This is a genomic window from Paraburkholderia sp. BCC1876 (assembly GCF_902833695.1).
Classification (GTDB): Bacteria; Pseudomonadota; Gammaproteobacteria; order Burkholderiales; family Burkholderiaceae; genus Paraburkholderia.
The window spans coordinates 51574-70299 of record NZ_CADFGI010000003.1 but is presented as its reverse complement, the minus strand read 5'-3'; the positions used below and the strand labels follow the sequence as shown (position 1 = coordinate 70299).

18 protein-coding genes and 1 tRNA gene are annotated in these 18726 nt (G+C 59.4%); 9 read left to right on the top strand and 10 right to left on the bottom strand.

Annotated features, from left to right (window positions below; translation table 11 throughout):
- Nucleotides 1-2 precede the first annotated feature (2 nt).
- The 4 genes from pstB to phoR all read left to right on the top strand — a co-directional run bounded on the left by pstB (nt 3) and on the right by phoR (nt 3787).
- Nucleotides 3-851 (top strand): phosphate ABC transporter ATP-binding protein PstB, encoded by an 849-nt coding sequence (pstB, locus tag HWY05_RS12030; RefSeq protein ID WP_035547218.1) that lies wholly within the window; start codon nt 3-5, stop codon nt 849-851.
- 29 nt (nt 852-880) lie between these two features.
- The gene (gene phoU, locus HWY05_RS12025) at nt 881-1585 is read left to right on the top strand and encodes a phosphate signaling complex protein PhoU (RefSeq protein ID WP_035547216.1); all 705 of its coding nucleotides are present in this window, start codon (nt 881-883) and stop codon (nt 1583-1585) included.
- Between the two features lie 26 nt (nt 1586-1611).
- A complete protein-coding gene (phoB, locus tag HWY05_RS12020; protein ID WP_028199153.1) occupies nt 1612-2313 on the top strand; it encodes a phosphate regulon transcriptional regulator PhoB in 702 nt (233 codons plus the stop codon).
- Nucleotides 2314-2473: 160 nt separating this feature from the next.
- Nucleotides 2474-3787 carry a phosphate regulon sensor histidine kinase PhoR gene (gene phoR / locus HWY05_RS12015; RefSeq protein ID WP_176058508.1) on the top strand — a complete coding sequence of 438 codons (1314 nt, stop codon included), beginning with the start codon at nt 2474-2476 and terminating at the stop codon, nt 3785-3787.
- A 91-nt stretch (nt 3788-3878) separates the two neighbouring features.
- Here phoR and ppk1 read toward each other — a convergent pair whose 3' ends face one another.
- Nucleotides 3879-5942, bottom strand: a complete 2064-nt coding sequence (gene ppk1, locus HWY05_RS12010) for a polyphosphate kinase 1 (RefSeq protein WP_176058507.1) — start codon at nt 5940-5942, stop codon at nt 3879-3881.
- Nucleotides 5943-6144: 202 nt separating this feature from the next.
- On the opposite strand from ppk1, the gene ppx reads away from it, so the two are divergent.
- Nucleotides 6145-7770, top strand: coding sequence for an exopolyphosphatase (gene ppx / locus HWY05_RS12005; RefSeq protein WP_035547208.1), 1626 nt, complete (start codon nt 6145-6147; stop codon nt 7768-7770).
- Nucleotides 7771-7870: 100 nt separating this feature from the next.
- Here the strand turns inward: ppx and HWY05_RS12000 are convergent, their stop codons facing one another.
- The 3 genes from HWY05_RS12000 to HWY05_RS11990 form a co-directional block, all read right to left on the bottom strand.
- Nucleotides 7871-8683 carry a GNAT family N-acyltransferase gene (locus HWY05_RS12000; RefSeq protein ID WP_035547205.1) on the bottom strand — a complete coding sequence of 271 codons (813 nt, stop codon included), beginning with the start codon at nt 8681-8683 and terminating at the stop codon, nt 7871-7873.
- Nucleotides 8684-9001: 318 nt separating this feature from the next.
- Nucleotides 9002-9460 (bottom strand): phosphohistidine phosphatase SixA, encoded by a 459-nt coding sequence (sixA, locus tag HWY05_RS11995; protein WP_176058506.1) that lies wholly within the window; start codon nt 9458-9460, stop codon nt 9002-9004.
- A gap of 320 nt (nt 9461-9780) precedes the next feature.
- Entirely contained in the window at nt 9781-10011 is a 231-nt protein-coding gene (locus tag HWY05_RS11990; protein ID WP_081935682.1) for a SymE family type I addiction module toxin, read from the bottom strand.
- Between the two features lie 680 nt (nt 10012-10691).
- Here HWY05_RS11990 and HWY05_RS11985 point away from each other — a divergent pair.
- Genes HWY05_RS11985 through HWY05_RS11975 form a run of 3 tightly spaced genes read left to right on the top strand, consistent with a single transcriptional unit; the run spans nt 10692 to nt 13120 of the window.
- Nucleotides 10692-11198 (top strand): PAAR domain-containing protein, encoded by a 507-nt coding sequence (locus HWY05_RS11985; RefSeq protein WP_176058853.1) that lies wholly within the window; start codon nt 10692-10694, stop codon nt 11196-11198.
- Nucleotides 11195-12025 carry a VRR-NUC domain-containing protein gene (locus HWY05_RS11980; RefSeq protein ID WP_176058505.1) on the top strand — a complete coding sequence of 277 codons (831 nt, stop codon included), beginning with the start codon at nt 11195-11197 and terminating at the stop codon, nt 12023-12025. The genes HWY05_RS11985 and HWY05_RS11980 overlap by 4 nt, the downstream gene beginning before the upstream one ends.
- A gap of 6 nt (nt 12026-12031) precedes the next feature.
- Nucleotides 12032-13120 (top strand): type VI immunity family protein, encoded by a 1089-nt coding sequence (locus HWY05_RS11975; RefSeq protein WP_176058504.1) that lies wholly within the window; start codon nt 12032-12034, stop codon nt 13118-13120.
- Between the two features lie 328 nt (nt 13121-13448).
- On the opposite strand, the gene HWY05_RS11970 is transcribed toward HWY05_RS11975, so the two are convergent.
- The 4 genes from HWY05_RS11970 to HWY05_RS11955 form a co-directional block, all read right to left on the bottom strand.
- Nucleotides 13449-14561 carry a type I restriction endonuclease gene (locus HWY05_RS11970; RefSeq protein ID WP_176058503.1) on the bottom strand — a complete coding sequence of 371 codons (1113 nt, stop codon included), beginning with the start codon at nt 14559-14561 and terminating at the stop codon, nt 13449-13451.
- Nucleotides 14562-15683: 1122 nt separating this feature from the next.
- Nucleotides 15684-15760, bottom strand: a tRNA-Pro gene (locus HWY05_RS11965).
- Nucleotides 15761-15866: 106 nt separating this feature from the next.
- Nucleotides 15867-16025: a DUF3309 family protein gene (locus HWY05_RS11960; protein ID WP_035547187.1), complete on the bottom strand. Its 159-nt coding sequence runs from the start codon at nt 16023-16025 to the stop codon at nt 15867-15869.
- Between the two features lie 371 nt (nt 16026-16396).
- A complete protein-coding gene (locus HWY05_RS11955) occupies nt 16397-16573 on the bottom strand; it encodes a hypothetical protein (protein ID WP_176058502.1) in 177 nt (58 codons plus the stop codon).
- A gap of 198 nt (nt 16574-16771) precedes the next feature.
- Between HWY05_RS11955 and HWY05_RS11950 the strand changes: the two genes are divergently transcribed.
- Nucleotides 16772-16942: a hypothetical protein gene (locus HWY05_RS11950; protein WP_176058501.1), complete on the top strand. Its 171-nt coding sequence runs from the start codon at nt 16772-16774 to the stop codon at nt 16940-16942.
- 30 nt (nt 16943-16972) lie between these two features.
- On the opposite strand, the gene HWY05_RS11945 is transcribed toward HWY05_RS11950, so the two are convergent.
- A complete protein-coding gene (locus tag HWY05_RS11945) occupies nt 16973-18319 on the bottom strand; it encodes an MATE family efflux transporter (protein WP_244146614.1) in 1347 nt (448 codons plus the stop codon).
- 98 nt (nt 18320-18417) lie between these two features.
- The gene (locus HWY05_RS11940) at nt 18418-18726 is read right to left on the bottom strand and encodes a DUF2288 domain-containing protein (RefSeq protein WP_035549300.1); all 309 of its coding nucleotides are present in this window, start codon (nt 18724-18726) and stop codon (nt 18418-18420) included.

Genomic DNA, 18726 nt, shown 5'->3' with positions numbered 1-18726 from the left:
CGATGAATATGGCAGAAACTCAACTCAATCCGACCGTGCGTCCGACTGCGCCCGCCGGTTTCGATCCCGCCCAAAGCGGCCAGAATCAGGCGTCGAACCGCCCGAAGATCGAGATCAACGATCTGAACTTCTTCTACGGCAAGTATCACGCGCTGAAGAACATCAACCTGGCGATTCCCGAAGGCAAGGTGACCGCGTTCATCGGCCCGTCGGGCTGCGGCAAGTCGACCTTGCTGCGCACGCTGAACAAGATGTACGCACTGTATCCGGAACAACGCGCCGAAGGCGAGATCCTGATGGACGGCGAAAACCTGCTGACCTCCAAGCGCGACATTTCGCTGCTGCGCGCGCGGATCGGCATGGTGTTCCAGAAGCCGACGCCGTTCCCGATGTCGATCTACGACAACATTGCGTTCGGTGTGAAGATGTTCGAATCGCTGCCGCGCTCGGAAATGGACGACCGCGTCGAATGGGCGCTGACCAAAGCGGCGCTGTGGAACGAAGTGAAAGACAAGCTCGGCCAGAGCGGCTACGGCCTGTCCGGCGGTCAACAGCAGCGTCTGTGTATCGCACGCGGCATCGCGATTCGACCTGAAGTGCTGCTGCTCGACGAACCGTGCTCCGCACTCGACCCGATCTCGACCGGCCGTATCGAAGAACTGATCGCCGAATTGAAAAGCGATTACACGGTGGTGATTGTCACGCATAACATGCAACAGGCCGCTCGCTGTTCGGACTACACTGCCTACATGTACCTCGGTGAACTGATCGAATTCGGCGACACCGAAAAGATCTTCATCAAGCCGGTCCGCAAGGAAACCGAGGACTACATCACTGGCCGCTTCGGCTAAGCCGCCAAGCCAAAACAACGGAGTACGACATGTCCGACAAACACCTGTCCAGCCAGTTCGACGCCGATCTGAATCTGGTTTCCTCGAAGGTGCTCGAAATGGGCGGCCTCGTCGAATCGCAGATCGTCCACGCCATGCAGGCGCTCAACGAGTTCGACCTCGATATCTGCGAGCAGGTGATCGCCGCTGAAGCTCGTCTGAACCAGATGGAAGTGGATATCGACGAAGAGTGCAGCAACATCATCGCGCGCCGTCAGCCGGCCGCGCGTGATCTGCGTCTGCTGATCGCGATTTCGAAGACCATCACGAACCTCGAGCGCGCCGGCGACGAAGCCGAAAAAATCGCCAAGCGCACCAAGCGTCTGATGGAAGACGGCGCGTCGCGCACCATCAATATCGCCGAGATCAAGCTGTCGGGCGAAATGGCGGTGTCGATTCTGCGCCGCGCGCTGGACGCGTTCGCGCGTCTCGATACGGTTGCCGCCGCACAGATCGTGCGCGACGACAAAGCGATCGACGAAGAATTCCGCGCGTTCGTGCGCAAGCTGATTTCGTACATGACCGAAGATCCGCGTTCCATTTCCGTGGGCCTCGATTTTCTGTTCATCGCCAAGGCAATCGAACGGATCGGCGACCACGCGAAGAACATCGCGGAATTCATCATTTACATCGTCAAGGGCACCGACGTGCGGCACAAGTCGCGCGACGCGCTCGAACGCGAAGCACTCAGCTAATCCAGAGATAAGGACCAGAGGTGCCGATGCCCAGCAGCATTCTCGTCATTGAAGATGAGCCCGCCATTTCCGAATTGATTTCGGTCAATCTTCAACACGCCGGACACTGCCCGATTCGCGCGTACAACGCGGAGCAGGCGCAGAACCTGATCAGCGACGTGTTGCCCGATCTGGTCCTGCTCGACTGGATGTTGCCGGGCAAGTCCGGCATTGCGTTCGCGCGCGACCTGCGCAACAACGAACGCACGAAGCACATTCCGATCATCATGCTGACCGCACGTGGCGATGAGCAGGACAAGGTGCTAGGCCTCGAAATCGGCGCGGACGACTACGTCACCAAGCCGTTTTCGCCGAAGGAACTGATGGCGCGTATCAAGGCGGTGTTGCGCCGCCGCGCGCCGCAGCTCACCGAAGATCTGGTCGCGATCAACGGTCTGAAGCTCGACCCGGCCACGCACCGGGTGGCCGCGCACGCCGAAGGCAGCGAGATCAAGCTCGATCTCGGTCCGACGGAATTCCGCCTGCTGCATTTCTTCATGACGCACCCGGAGCGCGTGCACAGCCGCACGCAACTGCTCGATCAGGTCTGGGGTGATCACGTGTTCGTTGAAGAGCGCACGGTCGACGTGCATATCAAGCGCCTGCGCGCGGCACTGAAGCCGGCCGGCTGCGATGCTATGATCGAGACGGTTCGCGGCAGCGGCTACCGGCTTGCGAAGAGCGCCTGAAGCGTCACGGTGGCGAGGTTGGAACGCGTACGTAGTCCGTTACCGTTCTGGCGCGCCACCGGCATTCGCCAGGTCGGGTTCTTCATCTTCATCACGCTAGTCGCCGCGTTATTCTTTCTCCTATTCCGGCGCGTACGCTTTTCTCTTCGATCGCTAGAACATGAACATCATCTGGGCGCGCTCCATCGTGTCGATCGTGCTGCTGGCTGTTCTGTGCGCGGCGGTCGGCGCACTCGTGAACGTCAAGGCAGCGCTCGTCCTCGCGATCGTCATGCTGCTCGCGCAGAGCTTCTTCAGCACGTTTCACAAGCAGCGCCTGTGGCGCCTGCTCGACGCGCCAGTGTACGGCGAAGTGCCAAGCGCTCCCGGCATCTGGGGCGAAATCTATTACCGTCTGCATAAGCTCGCGAAGCGCTGGCATGCGCAGGTGCGCCAGGTCGAGCAGCAGCATTCGCGTTTCATCCAGGCCATTCAGGCATCGCCGAACGGCGTTGCCATGCTCGACGATCACGATCAGATCGAGTGGTGCAATGCGATCTCCGAACTCCATTTCGGTCTCGACGCGAAGCGCGATCTGCGCCAGCACATCACCCATCTGGTGCGTCAGCCCGACTTTGTCCGTTATCTGAATTCGCAGCGCTACGAGCAGATGCTGATCATGCGCGGCATGGGCGAGAAGCGTCAGAACGTGCTGTCGGTGCAGGTGTTTCCGTACGGCGAGAACCGCAAGCTGGTGCTGTCGCAAGACATTACCGAGCTGGAGCGGACCGACGCGATGCGACGTGACTTCGTCGCTAATGTCTCGCATGAACTGAAGACGCCGCTCACGGTGCTGTCCGGTTTCCTCGAGACCATGCGCGAACTGCCATTGAGCGAAGCCGAGCGCGGTCGCTATCTCGAGTTGATGGAGCAGCAGGCGTCGCGCATGCGGCATATCGTCAACGACCTGCTGGTGCTCGCCAAACTCGAAGGCGACAACAAGCCGCCGAGCGATCAGATGATCGATATGCGCGCGGTGCTTCGCCATCTGCGGGACGACGCGGACAACCTGTCGAGCGACCATCACAAGATCAGTTTCGACGTCGACGAAGGGCTCACCGTCACCGGCGTCGAAACGGAAATTCTCAGCGCGCTGGGCAATCTCGTCACGAACGCGATTCGTTATACGCCGGACGGCGGCGGGATCAAGGTGAACTGGCATGCAACGGGTGGTTGCGCGGTGTTTTCGGTCACGGACAGCGGCCTGGGGATTCCGGCGGCCGACATTCCGCGACTGACCGAGCGCTTCTATCGCGTGGATCGCAGCCGCTCGCGCGACACGGGCGGCACGGGCCTCGGTCTCGCGATCGTCAAGCACGTGTTGCAGCGGCACGATGCGCAACTGGACGTGAAGAGCGAGGAGGGACGCGGCAGCACGTTCACCGTGCGCTTTCCGGTGTATCGCACGGCGCGTCGCCATCCGACGCCGGCTTGAGGTTAGTCGCGGGTACGCTCGCGCCGCCAGCCCGAAAAAAAACCGCCTGAATGAAGGCGGTTTTTTTATTTCCTGCGGAGAAGGATCGGCGTCAAGAACAGAACTTGCCCAGCAAGCTCATCTGCGCGTTACGCGACGACTTGCCCGGACGCCGACGACGATAGTGACCGTCGCTCTGCATCAGCCATGCGGACTGGTTGTCACCGAGAAACGCCGACAAACCTTCGGCAATCACGCGCCGCTTCAATCGACGGTTGGTGATGGGGAACGCTACTTCCACACGCCGGAAGAAATTGCGGTCCATCCAGTCGGCGCTCGACAGATAAACCTGCTCCTTGCCGCCGTCGTAGAAATAGAAAATGCGGTGATGTTCGAGAAAGCGCCCGACGATCGAGCGCACCGTGATGTTCTCCGACAGACCCGCCACGCCCGGCTGCAACGAACACACGCCACGCACGATCAGATCGATCTTCACGCCGGCCTGCGACGCTTCATACAACTCGGCGATCACGGTAGGTTCGAGCAGCGCGTTCATCTTCGCGACGATGCGCGCTTTCTTGCCGGCGCGCGCATGCTCGGCTTCGGCGCGAATCGCTTCGACCAGTTTCGGATGCAGCGTGAACGGCGACTGCCACAACTCATGCAGCTTCAACTCGCCGCCAATGCCGGTCAGTTGCTGGAACACGTGATGCACGTCTTCGCAGATTTTCTGATCGGCGGTCATCAGGCCGAAGTCGGTGTACAGACGCGCCGTGCGCGGATGATAGTTGCCGGTGCCCAGATGCACGTAACGCTTGAGCGTGGTCTTGCCGCCCGACGACACGCGCCGCACGATCAGCATCATCTTCGCGTGGCACTTGTGACCCACCACGCCGTAGACGACGTGCGCGCCCACCGCTTCGAGCTGCGACGCCCAGTTGATGTTGGTTTCTTCGTCGAAGCGCGCGAGCAGTTCGACTACCACCGTCACTTCCTTGCCGTTGCGCGCGGCTTGCATCAGCGCGTCCATTAGCGGCGAATCGGTGCCGGTGCGGTAAATGGTCTGCTTGATCGCCATTACGTTCGGATCTTTGGCGGCCTGCAGCAGTAGTTCCAGAACCGGCTGAAAGCTCTCGTACGGATGATGCAGCAGCACGTCGCCCTGATCTATCACGTCGAACATGCTGGCGCTGTTGGCGACCTGCGCCGGAATCGCCGGAATATGCGGTACGAATTTCAGATCGGGCCGGTCCACCATCTCCGGCAACTGCATCAACCGGACCAGATTGACGGGGCCGTCGGCGTAGTAGCAGTCTTTATCGGACAGATCGCTTTCGCCGAGCAGGCGCCGCACGACATGCGACGGTGTTTCCGCCGACACTTCGAGCCGCACCGCATTGCCCAGATGGCGCGCCGGCAATTCGCCCTGCAATGCGACGCGCAGATTGGTGATTTCGTCTTCGTCGACGAACAGTTCGCTATTGCGCGTGATGCGAAACTGATTGCAACTGCGCACCACCAGATTCGGAAACAGCTCGCCGACAAAGCGTTGCAGCAGCGAGCTCAGCAGCACGAAGCCGTGCGGATAGCCCGACAGGTCCTGCGGCATGCGCACGAGCCGCGGCAGTGCGCGCGGCGCTTGCACGATGCCCATCATCGCCTGACGGCCGAACGCGTCTTTGCCTTCGAGTTCGACGACGAAGTTCAGGCTCTTGTTGAGCACGCGCGGAAACGGGTGGGCCGGATCGAGACCGATCGGCGTGAGCACCGGCAGCAGTTCGTCGAAGAAGTAGTTGCGCGCCCATTCGGTCTGCGCTTCGTTCCACGCTTCGGTGCCGTGAAAATAGATGCCTTCCTGTTCGAGCGCGGTCAGCACGGTGTCGTGCAGCATCGTGTACTGACGATGCACGAGCTTCTGTGCGCGCTCGACCACGAGGTCGTACACGTGCTGCAACGACATACCGTCCGGCGACAGTGCGCCGGGGTTGTCGCGCATCTGTTCCTGCAGTCCGGCCATGCGGACTTCGAAGAATTCGTCGAGATTGCTACTGGTGATGCAGATGAAGCGCAGGCGTTCGAGCAAGGGGACGGCAGGGTCGGCAGCTTGTGCCAACACACGCTCGTTGAAACCCAGAATGCCCAGCTCGCGATTCAAGAGGGGGTAGCGGATGGACATCGGCAGCGAGAATGGAATGTCAGGAAGAGAGGCGGAAAGACGCTCGGAAATTCTCACAGTATGATGACGTTGTTATGACATTTTGAATGTTATAAATTCTACGCTGGATTCGTCGCGTGTCGTCAATATGACGCAGTCCATATGGGACCATACGGCACCCCCATTGCTGCGAGGTGACATCGTGAGGCCCGGTACGCTTAGAATGGCGTCTTTGAACAGCGCGGCCGGCCATAAGGCGCCCAAAACATCGGGTGGACATACGCCAACTTCGGCGTCCACCGCCGCCGCGCTCGCGCGCATGGAGTCCGCTTACTCGATGGTCACAACGCCCCAACTCCTCGCCGCCGTCGACCTTGGCTCGAACAGCTTTCGCCTGATCGTGGGCCGGGTCGAGGAAACCGACGCGGGCAGCCAGATTTATCAGGTCGATGCTTTGCGTGAACCGGTGCGTCTCGCCGCCGGTCTGTCGCGTGACAAGATGCTCGATCGTGCCTCGCAAGTGCGGGGCTGGGACGCGCTCAAGCGCTTCGGCGAACGCCTGCGCGACTTTCATCCCGATCACGTTCGCGCGGTCGCCACTAATACATTGCGCATCGCCAAGAACGCCGGCGAATTTCTCGGCGAGGCACAAGCCGCGCTCGGGTTTCCGATCGAAGTGATCGCCGGGCGTGAAGAAGCACGTCTCATTTATGCCGGTGCAGCACACTCCGTGCCGGCTAGCGCAGGCAAGCGTCTGGTGGTCGATATCGGCGGCGGTTCGACGGAATTCATCATCGGCTCGCACTACACGCCGATCAAGATGGAGAGTCTGTATATCGGCTGCGTGAGCCATAGCCGCGCGTTTTTCCCGGCCGGCAATGTCGACGAATACACGATGCGCCAGGCCGAACTCGCCGCGGGCCGCGAAATCCAGATCATTTCCGCCGAGTACAAGAAAACCGGCTGGGAACAGGCGATCGGTTCGTCGGGCACCGCGCGTGCGTTGGCCGAACTGGTCGAGGCGAACGGTTTCAACGATCCGGGCGTCACGCATGGCATTACGCGCGGCGGTCTCGAACGGCTCAAGCGTGCGCTAATCAAGGCGGAGAACGTCAATCGTCTGAAGCTGGTCTCGTTGAAGGGTGACCGTATTCCGGTGCTGGCCGGCGGGCTGTCGATCATGATCGCGGTGTTCGACGAACTCGGCGTCGATTACGTCGATACGACAGACGGCGCGTTGCGTCTGGGCGTGCTGTACGACCTGCTGGGCCGCTCGCAGCACGAAGACATGCGCACGGTGACGGCGGAAGGCTTCATGCGCCGCTATGGCGTGGATCGTGCGCAGGCCGGGCGCATCGGCGAACTCGCAGTGCGTTTCTACGATCAGTTTGCCGAACCTGACGACGAGCGTCGCGCGGAAAATCGCATGTTCCTCAGTTGGGCGTCGGCGCTGCATGAGATCGGTTTGTCGATTTCGCATAGCGCCTATCACAAGCATTCGGCTTATATCGCCAGCAATGCGGATATGCCGGGCTTTTCGCGCACCGATCAGGCACGGCTTGCTGCGCTCGTGCTGGGGCATGCGGGCAAGCTCGGTAAGTTGTCGCAAACGCGCGAAGTGGAATGGCCGCTGCTGTTCTGCCTGCGACTCGCGGCGCTGTTGTGTCGTCGGCGTGCGGATGTCGGGTTGCCCGGCATCGCGGTTTCGCAGGTCAATAGCGGCTACGAGGTGCGCTTGCCGAACGAGTGGGTGGCCAACAATCCGCTGACCGACTACAGCCTGATTCAGGAAGCCGCCGAGTGGGAAAAGGTCGGCATTCCGTATCGTGTGGTTTATACCGGCGATTGACGCGATCGCTCGTTGAATGAAAAAAAGCCCGGTACGTCCCGGGCTTTTTTACGTGCATCGTCTCGTCTACCCGCGCGTTGGACGCGCGGTGCGATTGCGCTCAGCGCGATGCCGCATCGCCGAGGAAATGGCGAGCGTAACGCGCGTTGATTTCCGACAGACGCAGCAGCGTCAGAAAGTCCGCGCAGTTGAAATCAGGATCCCACGCCGGTGCGCCGCAAATCTTCGCGCCGAGGCGCAGATAGCCCTTCACGAGCGGCGGCGGCGTGACGTCGGCGCCGGTCTGCAATTCGTCGACCGGCAGCGGCGTGTGCGGGAACGCGTGATACTCCGGCGCGGTCATCGCGGTGTCGCGCAGCGCGCAATACAGGTTCGCCGCATAGTGGCCGCCGTCGACCATCGCGACGCTCGCGCAGCCGAGCATGGTCTCGTAGCCGTTGTGCTTCATGTAGGCGGCGAGGCCGGCCCACAGCGACATGATCACGGCGCCGCTGCGATAGTCGGGGTGCACGCACGAGCGGCCCACTTCGACCATCTTCGGGCGCAGGTGCGTCAGACGTGACACATCGAATTCGCTTTCCGCATACAGACGGCCGATACGCGCGGCCTGGTGCGGCGGCAACGCGCGATACGTACCGACTACTTTCAGCGTGTCGAGATCGCGCACCAGCAAATGGTCACAGTACGAATCGAACGAATCGACGTCGAGACCGGCGGGGCCGGTCAGACGTGCGCCCATTTCCTCGGCGAACACGCGGTAGCGCAGACGCTGCGCTTCGCGCAGTTCGTCGTCGCTACGGGCCCACGTAACTTGCAGGCGATGCTGGGCGGTGACCGTTTCCTCGGCGCGCGGCAGACGGCGCGTTTCGAAGAGCGAAGCCAGGGGCGGGGTGGGCGTCGGCAGTTCTCGCATTGGGGCGTCCTGGTCGAAAAAAGGGAGATTTCTTTTTTCGCCAATGTAGTAACGCCTGGTGACGCTCGCATGGCAATGCCATGACGATTGGATGACGGCCCGTAAGCTGTGTGGGCGGGGGTTGTAATGTCGGGGGTGGAGCGGGGAGTGTTGTTTTCGTGCGAAGTGTGGGGGTGATGCGTGATGGGTGGGGTGGTTTGCGCGGTTCACCAGGGCACGTGAGGCGAGTGATGTTGCCTCCTGTCGTGCGCGTTCTTGCTGGTAGTGCGGTGCGCGCCGCACGTGCTGTTCATCCGCTGCGCTTCAGCTCAGTTCGAGTCAAATCAGGTCGGGTGTGATCGCTGCGCGCAGTACCGCCTGATCGTCGCCGTCGCGCTCACGGCTCGCGATCCACCACACGCCGGCTTTCTTCAGCGGCCAGCTCGCGTCGCTATTGCCGAGTAGCCGCGCGGCTACATGGCCAAGCGTTGGTTGATGGCCGACGATTACTACCGTCTGCGCTACACCCCTAGGCCAGCCGGCCGCGTTGAGCACGTCGTCCGCGCTGGCGTTGGGCGCGAGTTCGCGCACTACGCGGTATTGGTCGCTCAAGGTCTCGGCGGTTTGGATCGTGCGGGTGGCTGGGCTGGCGAGTACCAGTGCGTCATCGGGCAGGCGAGTGCGCAGCCATTTGGCGACGTTTTGCGCCTGCTTGCGGCCGCGCGTGGTGAGCGCGCGTGTCAGGTCGCTGGCGGCGAATTCTTCGGCTTCGGCGTGACGCCAGAGGATCAGGTCCATGAGTGTCTCCTTGACTCTGGTTGCGGCGCGTGGGAGCGCGCCGGGTTTGAGCACTGTCGCATGGGGGCGAGGGAGGCCGCAAGGCGGTGGCGCTAATGGGCTGTATAGCTTGTCGGGGGAGGCGCGGTGCGAGTCGCGGCTGCGAGAGCGGGCGGCTGTCTGGATATGACGGGTGGGGTGGAAGCCTTTTTTGCGCTGGTATGCGGGGTGACACTGTTAGGTCGTCTCTTTTTCCGTGTGTTGCCGCGTTATTTGCCTAACGCCAGCCAGTAACAACAAACCCAGCTGTCGAGCTGGGTTTGTTGTTACTTGGGTTTAAGTCAATCGGGCGTAATCACGAGCTGGCCGTATTGAACTTTGATCGTCACGCGCTGGCCAGGTGGGAAGCCAGCCTGTTCGAGCCACTTGCCTGCGATGCGCAGCCACGGAAAAAATGAAGGCGTTCGCCACGGGCGGCCTGGTTTCGGGCAGGGGCGCCAGCGCATCAATTCCTGTACCGTGGCGCGGCGCTCCGGATGAGCAGGGAATGCATTAAGATTGGCGTCAGCCATTGTCAACTCCTTGTAAGTTGGTGGTGGTTAGCGGGCGGTGAGTGTTGGTAGCACTCATCGCCCGCGCTTCGTTTACTTCAACGGTTTGCCTTTTGAATCGATCATCTATGCGATTTTTAATGCGGAAAGCTTTGTCGTATTTTAATGGAAATATCTATATCGTTAAATGAAATTGGGTTGTATGAGATTTTGAGCATTTGAGGGCAGAGCGCTTCCGCGTGAGGGGCAGTCCGTTACGCTGTTGGGAAAATATGCGCTCGACTACGACGGCGGGTCCATAGGTCAGAGGTCTAATTTACAGAAGATAGCCCGTCGGTCAAATAGCTGTCCGATAACTCAGATCAATCCGGCGTGCTTGTGTTCAAGAACCAGCATGACGCATTACGCTTGCCGCGGATTGCAGCTCAGCAACCGAAGGGAGCGTGTCGCCTTGAGGGAGCGTAAAAATCATCGTCTGGAAAATGGATTGATGCCAGATGGTTATTTATTCGAATGAAAAACTGTCAAATATAATATTCTAACGATCTCGATCACCATGTTAATTCGTGATCCCTGTTTCCTATCGTTGGTCGAATGGTGTGAGAGTTGTCTTATTTGTATGGCGCAAATATAAGACTGATTTTATTGGGATAATTAATCGTGTAAAGTTGCGGATAATTTATGAAAAATAAAGGCAATTCATTATGTTTGCATTTATCCGGGAGGGCGACACGACGAGCCATGGCGGTACCGTGCTGCTGTCAGGTGCTTTGACGACCTGCTACGGAAAACCGATTTCCTTCATGGGCACGATGGTCGTTTGCCCGAAATGCAAAGGCGTGTTTCCTATCGTTACGACCAGGAATCCACGCATGACATTCGGCGGGAAAAATGCCGCATTCGATGGCGATAAAACCGCATGCGGTGCGACGTTGATCGCCTCGCAGCAAACCGCTACGGCGAATATGCCGCCAGGTGCCGGGACGGGTAGCAAGCAGGAAGTTGGCGACCCCACGCAAACATACAAAGGACGGTTTCAGGTACTCGACCGCAACGGACAACACGTCCCGAATAAACCGTATTCACTGAGGACCGGAGACGGGAGGACTGTCTCCGGCAAAACCGACGCTGATGGCTATACGCTGTGGCACGAAGCCGCTGCCCCCGCGTCTCTTATTTTCGGGCACGGTGGGGACGAAGAGGAGTGAGCGATACCAGGGGCAAATTAGTAACAGGCGGAATGGCAGCGGGCGATGGCCGGACGACAAAAGTCTATCTCGATGGCCTGAGGCCCAAAGACAAAACCATCCTGTGTGCGGTGATGTGTTCATGCAAGGACGAACCCAACATTGGCGTTAAAGGGCAGCGCCTTCAGCAGGTCTGCGTTAGCGAGAAACTGCGAAACCGCGATCGGGGCTCTGATGGCTCGAACGTGTACAAGCCGGAGGTAAATTACGACATGACGGCTCAACCGGTTCCCAAGCCAATCATGGATTCGGCAAAGGATCTTCAACCGCACGGCTGGCTTCCCGGCTGGATTGAAAAGTACTGGCCTGGCGGTCGCGCGGGGTATGAGCCGGGAGTCGGGAATATCAGGCGACCCGATGTGGTTGTTGTGACCGACCCATCGAGGTCGCCGACGCAAGACAACCTGAATGCCGTAGTTGAAATGAAATTTTCAGGGGATACCTATTCCCCACTGCATCAGATGCAGGACAGACAGATTGCTGGTCCGAACGCATCGCAGGTGCTGCTAACGGTTGATAAGTGCGGCTGCGGGAAAAAGAAAAAAGAGACGTCACAGACTGAGGCAGCACCCGCGACCAACTCGGCTCGAAGCCCTGCCGCTGCGGTAGACTCCATGGACACTAATTCACGAGGTGTTGCCGCTCCTGCAGCGAACGCTCCGTGGAACCCCATGGACGAATTAGATCCGCTTGCCAATCAATCGAGGTCGATTTTGAATGGCTTGCCGCGCTTTGACACACCAGGGGCCATGCCGCCATCGCCCGCTAACTCTTCACCGCTTCTCTAATCGACCATGGCTGATCTAACTTATCTGGAATGGGCAAATGCCGCCCAAACCGACGCGCAAATAAAGGGCGCTCTTCTGGAGCCGGCTCTGCCCCACGATTATGTAGGTGCGGCTTTGGTCGTGCGTGCGTCACTGTTTTTCCCCAACGCGTACCGGTCCGACGTGCGGGCTGAAATTGCCACTTGCTTTGAACAGTACTCGGCATTCGCGGGGGCGCGGCTTCGCTGGATTACGCAGGATGGGACGCGGCCATCGGCATTAAAAGGTGGAAGGCCGAACCCAAAGGTCTTTGCACCGAAAAGCGAGAACGATCTTGTGAGCGCATTCATCTCGTCGGGAGAGCAGTCGGCCGACGCAGGATTGTGGGAATTTCGTGTATTCGGCCTCATGAAGTGGCAGGAGGCTCTGCCGAACAGCGGTAGTAGCGTGTTGACGTTTTCGGTGCCGATTCCTTTCCTCAAGGAACATCCCGCGGAGTTCCAGAAGATGTTCGTCGATTTCGCGCGCCGACTCAACGTGGTTAGCGGCTATGCGGGCTACGCGGTCAATCTAAGTCTTACCGAAGCTGAAGCGAATACGCCTACTGAATACTGGTTGTCGAAGCGCTATATCGGCAGTGACGTTGGCGACCCGCTAACTGTCGCCATGCATTTGCGGTCGAAGATCAAAATGGTCAGTTGGCTAACTGCGATCAATAGGGAGCTTTTGCAAGAGCTTGGCAGAAACCGTGAATTAAGCGACGAACTGCCGCCCGCCTGGTTTGCGTTGTACGACTTGAATGGAGGGGTTGTTATTCAGGCAGGCCCAATGCCAGAGGCCGGTGCGTCCGCCGACAACGAGAGCAAGGGAGCGCCGGTGCTTCCCCCAAACTACGTCCTCGTCAATAACGCCCTCAAGGACGTTCGCGTTGAATCGGTATGGCAACTGCAGCGCGGACTAATGGGGGCCGCTGCTCCGTTCTATGGAACGACAGCAGAAAGCGATGAATGGTTGCGTCGGCTCGACGTTCCTGCCGATCAGCTGTCTGGATTCAAAGCGCGACTGCTCGATCAACCGAAATTGGGAACCGACAGCACTTTGAGAGACCGGCTTTAGTCCATTCGCAATAATTGCCTCATGGATAGGGCGCATTGTTAGGTGCCGAACGTGCGGCGCACGCTAACTGTTTGGTCGTGGTTAGCGCGGCCATATCCAGTGTTTCCTACCTCCTGGTGCGCGGGCAAATGCCCGTCCAGATCAGCGACTGGCAGTTGCGCAGGTTAACGTCGCGGCCAGCGGCGAATGACGAAACCTACAGACTGATGTTGCGGACGTCTTGCAAAAATGCTGGACGCGCGCATCGATGACTGCCGGCCCCGAATCATGCCTTGCGGCTGAATTCAGTTTCGGCGCGTTCACCGAAAATCCAGACTAAAAAAGAGTCTCAAGCGGCAGCGACATCGCCGGCACTTTCCTTGGGAGAGTCCGATTTCACGTATGAACTTACACACGCTTTTAGGCGATCGTCGAACTCAAAGATTTGATCAAGACTGGTAATCGGCACTCGATCTTCCTCTTTGTTGCCGTTGAAGAGCCCAATGACAAGACGGTTTTCGTTGTTGAATCGCAATCGACAAATCGGTTTGCGATTGTTGTCGTCAAATAGAACCGCGCAATAGCTTGCCGCGGCGCGTATAGAGACACGTCCCGGTTTTGCCACGGGACGGACAATCGCCCTGACGATCTGGAACGCTTCTAATTCAGTCTCCGACGGCGTAAATGTCTCTTCAGTGTCAGGAGATTCATCTGCCGCGACAGATGCGGTTGGCGCGACTAAAGGCTCCGGTGTCATTGCGCCTTTAAGTCGCTCGTTGATCTTGTCGCTTACAAGTTGTTGGAACGCCTGCTTGGTAACTTGCGTGAAAAGATCCTTTACGGTGTTTCTAAACTGCTTTCCTGCCAAAAATTCCGCGGATGCGAGGCGGACAAATTCTTCTGGAGGATTGGTCATCCACTCATTCAACGTGTTCTGGATCGAGCGCGTATATTTCAGGTGATTCGCCGTCGTCAGTATTGTTTCGACGTCAAAAGTCGATTTTGCAAATTTTCTTAGTTCCTCAACATCCTGTTCTCGGAAATCTAAAATATTGAATTCGAAGAATGGCTTCTCGTCCATCTTATTGGACTTTTCGAGGTCAGTGAAAAACCTGTAAACAATGCCGTTCGTCAGCACGCCAAATCGTGCTTCGGTCACGTGAAAGTAACGAAACAATTGTCCGGCATGGTTGATGTTCAAGTCGCCGCCACTCTTCTTGCACTCGAACAGCATGATGGGCCGACCCTCTTTGAGGATCGCGTAGTCAACCTTTTCACCCTTTTTCGTGCCGACGTCCGCGATCAACTCTGGCGTAACTTCCAGCGGATCGAACACGTTGTACCCCAGCAATTGGATGAACGGCATGACCATCGCATTTTTGGTAGCCTCTTCCGTCTGCAACATATCCTTGGCGACCGCTACGCGGGATGCAAGAGCGCGGACCTGATCGATAAAATCCATTTTTAGTCTCCGTGGTCGTTCTGGTTATATTTCATATGCGCGATGAGATTCTGGCTGCAGGGCAGGGTTTTTGCAAGAATGGCATGAATTGTAGGTGGCGGGAAAAAAGGCGCCCGCGACGCTGTGTGTCTTTGCTGGCATTGAACAAATTATGCATTTCTAATATTTAGTAGGTCGATCCGCGGCCACGCCGAAATTGATCTGCCGGAGAATTTATTTGTCTGGTGGTCGCCAACCCGTGAGATTGGCGAGCCGTGAGTAGATCACCCGTTCGCAAACAGCGTGTCCTGAGTGCGCGTCTTTTGCGCTTCCGCTTGCTCAATTGAACGACTACGGCCGCAAGGTTCGGCGGTGGGTCAATTTCGTATGGATCTGCCGTCACTCCAGTCATGTGCTTAGGAGCCTCGTTTCTAGTTGGACATCCTTCGATTCTTTCACGAGTACGCGGGCGAAAAATCCCAATAACCAAGGTATTAATTCCTCCGGAGCGTTTCGCTGAGCTTGCGAAACAGGAACTCATGGCGTGGAGACTATATTGGCCGGCATGCGGATATCTCTCCGCGCGTCCTTCGGAGCGACAGCCACGGCATTGAATATCGCGGAACGCGCGCGAAGCAGTTTGCGGTCGAAATTCGACTAAGACTCGTATCCGCGTATGAGCGTGTGCGGTTTACGTTGTTCTGATCGGTTGCTCAACTATGCCGAGCGTTGTTGCAGTAAAAGTGCTCTCGAGTCGGGGGCGCTCAGATCTTCAGATACATACTAAACACGAACTGTATCTTCGCCAGTGAGGAGGGTCGGACGGGTTCAGATGCTTTGAAGCAATAGGGCGTGGCGCATGGCAAAAGACGCCCCATGTCGCGCTCGTTCCTATATTTGGCGTCGCGACAAATCGATGGCAGTTGGTATGGAATTTTGATGCTTTTCGCAGCCGACATGCGCGCTTAGGCTGTCACCGCGACCCATATGGGCTGAGGCAGTCGGAAAGATGGAGCGAGAAATGATGCCAGCGCAGCCACGAGTATGGCCGTTTCGAATGCGGCAATTTGGCCCGCACCGGTTTTACATAGAGATCAAAAAGCAAAAAGCCCAGTCCGAAGACTGGGCTTTTTGCTTTTTTCGTGGTCGGAGCGAAAGGATTCGAACCTTCGACCCTCTGATCCCAAATCAGATGCGCTACCAGGCTGCGCTACGCTCCGACGAAGCCGGGATTCTACGCGGCATTGGGTGCCAGAGTCAATGCCCAATTGCGTCGGGCTGAAATGAGCGTGCAAAGGGGCCAAGGACTGCGCCAAACACGCAGCCTTATATCCGTCCCATCAACAGCAACACGATCACGATGATCAGCACGACGCCGAGCAGGCCGGTCGGCCGATAGCCCCAGCCACTGCTGTACGGCCAGCTCGGCAACGCGCCGATCAGCAGCAGGATGAGCACGATAAGCAGGATGGTTCCGATGGTCATTCGAGTTCTCCCTGTCGGGCCCTCGGGATGGCTGGGCCGCATAGTCCGGATGGTTCGGCGCATCAGCGCCGGGACAGTCGACGCGTTGTGCGCGTCCCTTGCAGGGAGCAATTCAGCAAGGCATGTGCCTAATGCGTCTGATGTTCCGGCGGGGCGGAGAAAGAGGCGGGCAACGCGACCAGGATAATTTCAGGCGCGCGCATCAAACATTCAACGCACCCGGCATTGAGATGCGTCGAGACGCGTTGCGACGCGAGATAAGGTGAGGCGAGGCGAAGGAGCGCGACGCACCCGCCGCGACACCGTCGCGACCGCCAGTGCGTCAACCAACCTGTCAACGCGTCAGACAGAGACAAAGCGCAACCAGCGTCTCAATGCCGACGCCGCATCCAGTTCGGCCGATGCGCGTGCGCATGAGCCCAGTGATGCAGCATGCCTTCGCCGTCGTGTTCGCGTCGATAGGTTCTCGATTCGAAAATGGACAGTGCGAGCAGCACGAGCAGGCCTATTGCGAGTCCGACCAGACCCGCGATCGATTCAGCGTCCATGGCAGTCTCCTATGACATGCGGCTGTGACTTTATAGTAGGTCACGCATCGCAAAATGGGAGGGCTGGCGCGTGGGTTGCGGCGTCGTCGAAACCGCTTTGCAGGTAGACTCTCGGCGCGCCGGACGGCGGTCCGATTTTCATCGTCACCGTATGCCGGGTTGCCATTACTTCATTCCGATTCGAGAGACTATCGCCTCATGATCCGCGTTCCGATGATTGCATTGCTGCTGATAGCTGGCCTCGCCGGCTGCGCGAACGATCCGTCCGGCCATCACGGTGGCCCGCCGCCGCAAGATCCTGCGGACTACCACGGCGTGCCGACCGACAACCGGCCGCCCACAATGATGCCCACGCCGTCCGTCCCGTGAGCGGCGTTCAGGCGCGCGCCTATTTCGAGCTCAAGCCGTAACGGGAGGCGACTGCATCCCGCGCAACATCTCAGGCAGATACCGCGCCAGCGTGACGCCGCGTGCGGCCATGAAGATCGACATCGCGGCCCACAAGCCGTGATTGCCGTGCCAGGCCAGCAGCACCCAGGAGGCCGCCACGAACACCGCGAACGACACCACCATCGACATCATCAGCGCCCGCGTGCGGGTCGCGCCGATGAACACGCCGTCGAGCACAAACCCCCACACCGAAATCACCGGCATCAGCGCGGCCCACGGCAGATAAGTTTCCGCGACCGCGCGCACCGAGGCCTGATCGGTCAGACGTTCGATGATCCACGTCCCCGCGCCCCAGTACACCAGCGAAAAACCGAGCGCCCCCAGCGCCGACCACAGCGCCGTCACCTTGATCGCTTTCGCGACGGCATGCCGGTCGCGTGCGCCGATCGCCGCGCCGACCAGCGCTTCGGCGGCGTGCGCGAAGCCGTCGAGTCCATACGCCATGAAGGTCTGAAAATTGAGCAGCAGCGCATTGGCGGCGAGTGTGGCGTCGCCCTGAGCGGCGCCCAGATGTGCGAACCAGCCGAACGACGACAGCAGGCACAGCGTGCGCACGAAAATATCTCGATTGAGCACCACCAGCCGTTTGAGCGCCGTCGCGTCGAACAGCGCGACGCGGTTCAACGCGGCCAGGCCGCGCGGCCTGCCGTGCCACAGCAGCGCGGCGCCGAGTACAAAGCCGAGTGCGTCCGCGGTTGCGGTGGCCGCGCCGATACCGGCCACGCCCCAGCCGAATCCGTACACGTACAACAGCACCGCGCCGATGTTCACGCTATTGATAAACACCTGCGACAGCAGCGCGAGCCGCACCCGCTGCGTACCGAGCAGCCAGCCGAGCACGACGTAGTTGCCGAGCGCGAGCGGCGCGGCCCAGATACGTGCGTGGCAATAGAGTCGCGCGTGGCGCTGCACGGCGTCGCTGCCGCCGAGCGCGCGCAGTGCGTAGTCGATCAGCGGCGCTTGCAGCACCAGCACCAGGGCGCCGATCGCGCCCGCCAGCAACAACGCGCGGACCACGTCGTTGCGCAGCGCGGCCTGATCGCCCGCGCCGTGCGCTTGCGCGACAAGGCCGGTGGTGCCCATCCGCAAAAAGCCGAAGCCCCAGAACACGAAGCTGAAGAACAGCCCGCCGAGCGCCACGCCGCCCAGGTAGGAGGCGCCGTCCAGATGACCGGCGACGGCGGTGTCGACCGCGCCGAGGATTGGTTGCGTCAGATTGGCGAGCGCGATCGGGAACGCCAGCGTCAACACGCGACGATGCCAGTGGACCGGAACGGCAGGAGTCGACGACGGAATGTCGTTCGGCGTAGCCGCCAGGGAGGGCGCCTTCGGATCAAGTCCCAACGGGACTGTCTCCGCGGCACGCGCCAACGGCTCTTGCTTCGCGCCGTCGCTCAACTGCGTTCCTGCACGCACACCCATGGCGAGACGACCACCGCCCACAGATTGGGGTCGCGCGCGGCGAAATCGGCGGCGGTTTCCGCCTGCACACGCTCGACGAGCCCAGCGGACAACCATTGCGTGACCTGCGTGGTGTCGTCGCTCGCAATCGCTTCGGCGACGCTCACCAGATCGAGGTCACGTGCGACGCGCAGCAGGATGCCGCGCGCAAAAAAGCGTTCGAGTTCGGACCAGCCGATTTTGGCGGTTTCGGCGAGCAGCGTGGCGTAGAGCGGGCTGTGGGTGGCGTCGTTGGAAGTCAT